This is a genomic window from Edaphobacter sp. (assembly GCF_035532915.1).
In the GTDB taxonomy this organism is placed as follows: domain Bacteria; phylum Acidobacteriota; class Terriglobia; order Terriglobales; family Acidobacteriaceae; genus Edaphobacter.
In genome coordinates, this window is record NZ_DATKQC010000490.1 from 1 (window position 1) to 3,271 (window position 3,271).

General features: G+C 59.3%; 5 protein-coding genes. All 5 read right to left on the reverse strand.

Annotation, left to right across the window (positions count from 1 at the left end):
- A partial coding sequence (locus tag VMU57_RS22800) for a type IV secretion system DNA-binding domain-containing protein (RefSeq protein ID WP_325387643.1) occupies positions 1-1,040 on the reverse strand: 1,040 nt, incomplete at its 3' end.
- Positions 1,037-1,429, reverse strand: a complete 393-nt coding sequence (locus tag VMU57_RS22805) for a hypothetical protein (RefSeq protein ID WP_325387645.1) — start codon at positions 1,427-1,429, stop codon at positions 1,037-1,039. The genes VMU57_RS22800 and VMU57_RS22805, both read right to left, overlap by 4 nt.
- A 178-nt stretch (positions 1,430-1,607) precedes the next feature.
- The gene (locus VMU57_RS22810) at positions 1,608-1,934 is read right to left on the reverse strand and encodes a hypothetical protein (RefSeq protein ID WP_325387647.1); all 327 of its coding nucleotides are present in this window, start codon (positions 1,932-1,934) and stop codon (positions 1,608-1,610) included.
- A gap of 24 nt (positions 1,935-1,958) precedes the next feature.
- On the reverse strand, positions 1,959-2,906 hold the full coding sequence (locus VMU57_RS22815) for a RepB family DNA primase (protein WP_325387649.1): 948 nt from the start codon (positions 2,904-2,906) through the stop codon (positions 1,959-1,961).
- An 83-nt stretch (positions 2,907-2,989) separates the two neighbouring features.
- A partial coding sequence (locus VMU57_RS22820; RefSeq protein ID WP_325387651.1) for a single-stranded DNA-binding protein occupies positions 2,990-3,271 on the reverse strand: 282 nt, incomplete at its 5' end.

Below are 3,271 nucleotides of genomic sequence, written 5' to 3' on the forward strand. Positions count from 1 at the left end.
TTCGCCATCCAGTCCACAAGTTCTTGCGGAGTGGGTCCAAAAGTCAAAAGATGCGCGAAGATTTTCTGTGGAGTCTCGACGAAAAACTCTCCCTTCTTGTCCGTCGTCGGCTGGTAGAGCGAAGCCGCAATGGTCTTCGCCTCGGCACGACGGCGCAACTCCTCGGAAGGCCCCCAATAGGGGCAACGTGCGTCGAGCGGGTTGAGGATGATGTCCTCGCGCGTTGGATCATAGAAGCGCTGCACGAACTCGCAGGCCGGGTCGTAGACGATGGCGGAATGGCCGCGTTCCTTGATCTGCATGAGGAGCTGCATGATGAGCCGGGTTTTGCCTGCACCAGTGTCCCCCATGATCTCGATGTGCTGGCCTTCGACCTGGCGCGGAATGCGCATCGGACGGCGGGATTCGATCGTCTGAAATCCCACTCCGTCCCCCTTCACTGCCCGATTGAAGGCGCTCGGAGACATCAATCGCGGTCCCTTCAGGAGCCTTCCGTACTTACGTTCCCGAAGGCGCTCGATATCTTTGCGTATCGCAAAAGGAAGCTGGACGAGGAGACACAGAAAGCCGAGAAGGCCAGGCCAGACAAAGAGACTTGCCACGCTTCTGCCGCCAAACACGAACTTCTGCAGGAAGGCATGGAGCGGCTTGTTTCTGTAGGCGATGTTCTCACCCCGTGTAATTGTCCGGAGACCTTCGGCTCGTGCAGCGGCAGTCAGTTGAATGGGCAGAGGGCGGCCATCGGGCTGCGGGGTCTGGCCCGGTTCCACATCTTCCGGCAGAGCGGGCCGGGCGCGGTGTTGGGCATTGATCACAGTCGGGAGTTTGTAGCTGTGGGTCTTCTGGACAACACCCCGGACGCCGGACTCGATGTAGATGGGAAGATAGAATCGCTCCAGCCTCGACCACATCACCACGGGCCAGAGGTACGCCGAAATCAACGTCACAAACACGGCGACAGTGATGGCGGCGTAGGTATAAATCGGAGCACGCGGCGGTGTGATGATGGTCTCTTTTCGTCCCCACGGGGTGGTGTTCATGGCTGGTCTACTCCCTTCTGCATGTAGCTTGTCAGCGCGTCGCTTGCCGCTTTGTGCTTGTTCGTCTTCACGTACCGGAGCATCTCTCGGAACTGCTCCGGCGTCATCTTTTCTCCACGCAACAGCGGCTCCAAGGTGTTGACGAGCAGGAGCCGAATTGCCTGAAGCTCGGTGAACGCGGCGACTGCCTGGGGGCGGTGCTGTTCCCGAACGGCGGCCAGTAGCACATCCCGAACCCACTCACTGAGCCATTGGCCGCGGCCTTCTGCAATCCGTTCAATTTGGGCATACTCCGCCTCGGTCAGCTTGGTGCTTGCTGTCCTGTGACGGCTGATGCGGGCAGGCCTATGAAGCGAATCCGATGGCGAAATCTGGTGCGCGATAGCCATTTCAAAGCTCCTTTCCGCAGGTAGCCATATAGCTACCGCAGTGCGGCAAACTGCCGCGTTTCAACGAGTCTCTATATGGCTACAAAAGTAGCCATACGTCTCCCTGCGAGGGATGGAGTGTCAACGTACATCCGGTGCGAAGCACCGTTGTGGCACAGCCACCACTCTGGAGGGCGGATCATGCCCTTGATCCCGCTGCGTAAGCTGCCGAAGTGCTGCCGTTGGCAGCACCATTCGCGGGCTTCTTCGGAGGCTGCTCGGCGGTGTCGGTTCCCGGTGCGCGACGAACGCGCAATGTCGGGGTGACCTGCTGTGCTTCAGCGGACTTCAGGAACTCCTGAAAGTCGCGGTCTTTCGAGAAGACATACGCGAGCGCTTGCTCGACCACATCGTCTGCGGAGGCCTTGATGAAGGCGGCGTACTGATCGACCTGCAATGCAGTGGTATCAGTCAGGCGAATCGATGCACTGAGGTGGCGGGTTTGGACGACTTCAAGTAGAGGCATTTGAGACTCCTTTCAGAGTGGGGATTACGCGGTCTTTCTGCGGGCAATCATGCGTTCAGCCGTGGCGGCAATCTCCCGCGCACGAGCGGAGCAAAGTGCGTTGGGAATATCGAAACGGCGCCGGCATTCGAGCATGGTGATTATGTCGTCGGTGCGGATGCCTTCGAGCAGCCAGAGATGAGCGGAAGCGACATCAACGGTGCGCTGGGCGTAGTAGAGCGGGTTGGGCTTATCGGAACGGCGAGCGGCCAACTCCCGAGTCAATTTAGTGGCGTCTTTGCCCTGGCGGAGTTGGCTCGAAACCCATGCCCAATCGCTCTCTGAATTGCTGTGTTTGCGCGGCGGCTTCCGCCCATGGCTCGTGAGGGCATGAACCGTCGCATCTGTGGCCGCATCCTCCAGCCGGAAGTCATCGGAAGACCAGACGGAATCGTCAGGATATTCGACGGTTACCCGGTGGGCGGGATCGTACTTCTGGTTCAGGAAGCCGGGGATGCGAAGCACCCGGTTGCAGTCCGTGCAGGCAGGGTCGCCGCCGAAGGCGATAGCGAGCAACTTGAGCATTTGTTCCTGCCGCTCGAAGTTGAAACCCTCGACGCGCCAAAGGACCTGGTACTTGCCGAGCGACGTGGACAGAATCGAAGTCGGTGGCGGTACTAAATCCGATGCCCGGAGCGCGGCAAGCCGGGCATCGCCATCGGTGTCGATGTCCAAATAGAGGTGGCGAACGGAAGCGATGTTCTTCTTCGTTCGCTTCCTGCTGCCAGAGCAGATCGGATTGGCAGCGACATAGACGTTCGCTCCGGTCGTGTTTTCGTAGTAGAGCCATGCTTGGTAGCGCGGTTCCAGAGCCGTCTCCAAGCGCACGACACGCTGGGCTATGGAGTGGGGATTCTCCCTGCGTAGGAAAAGCGCGATGGTCTCTTCTGGTTGAAAGCAACGGACGAGGAATCTTTGGGCGATGCGGTTCATGGTTTAGCTCCCAGCGTTCATGCGGGTCATAGCAACAGGAGAGCCGGGTTTTCACCCGGCTTCCGCTGGTGTGAGGAAGGGGCCTATGCGGCCTCTTCCTCGGTGGAGTCTTCGTCTTCCGCCGCCCCTTTGGCGGCACGGTCGAGCTTCAGAATCGAGTTCACCCGGATCTCCCAGATGGTCTGCTCCGAGTTGGTTTTCTTGCTGTCGTACTTGCGGCTGCGCAACTCGCCCTCGACCTGGATATGCGCGCCCTTCTTGAGCGTGGCGGCGAACTCTCCGAGCTTGCCGAAGACAACGCAGCGGTGCCATTCGGTGTGCTCGATGTACTTGCCGTCTTTCTTGTAAGAGGACTTGGTTGCCAG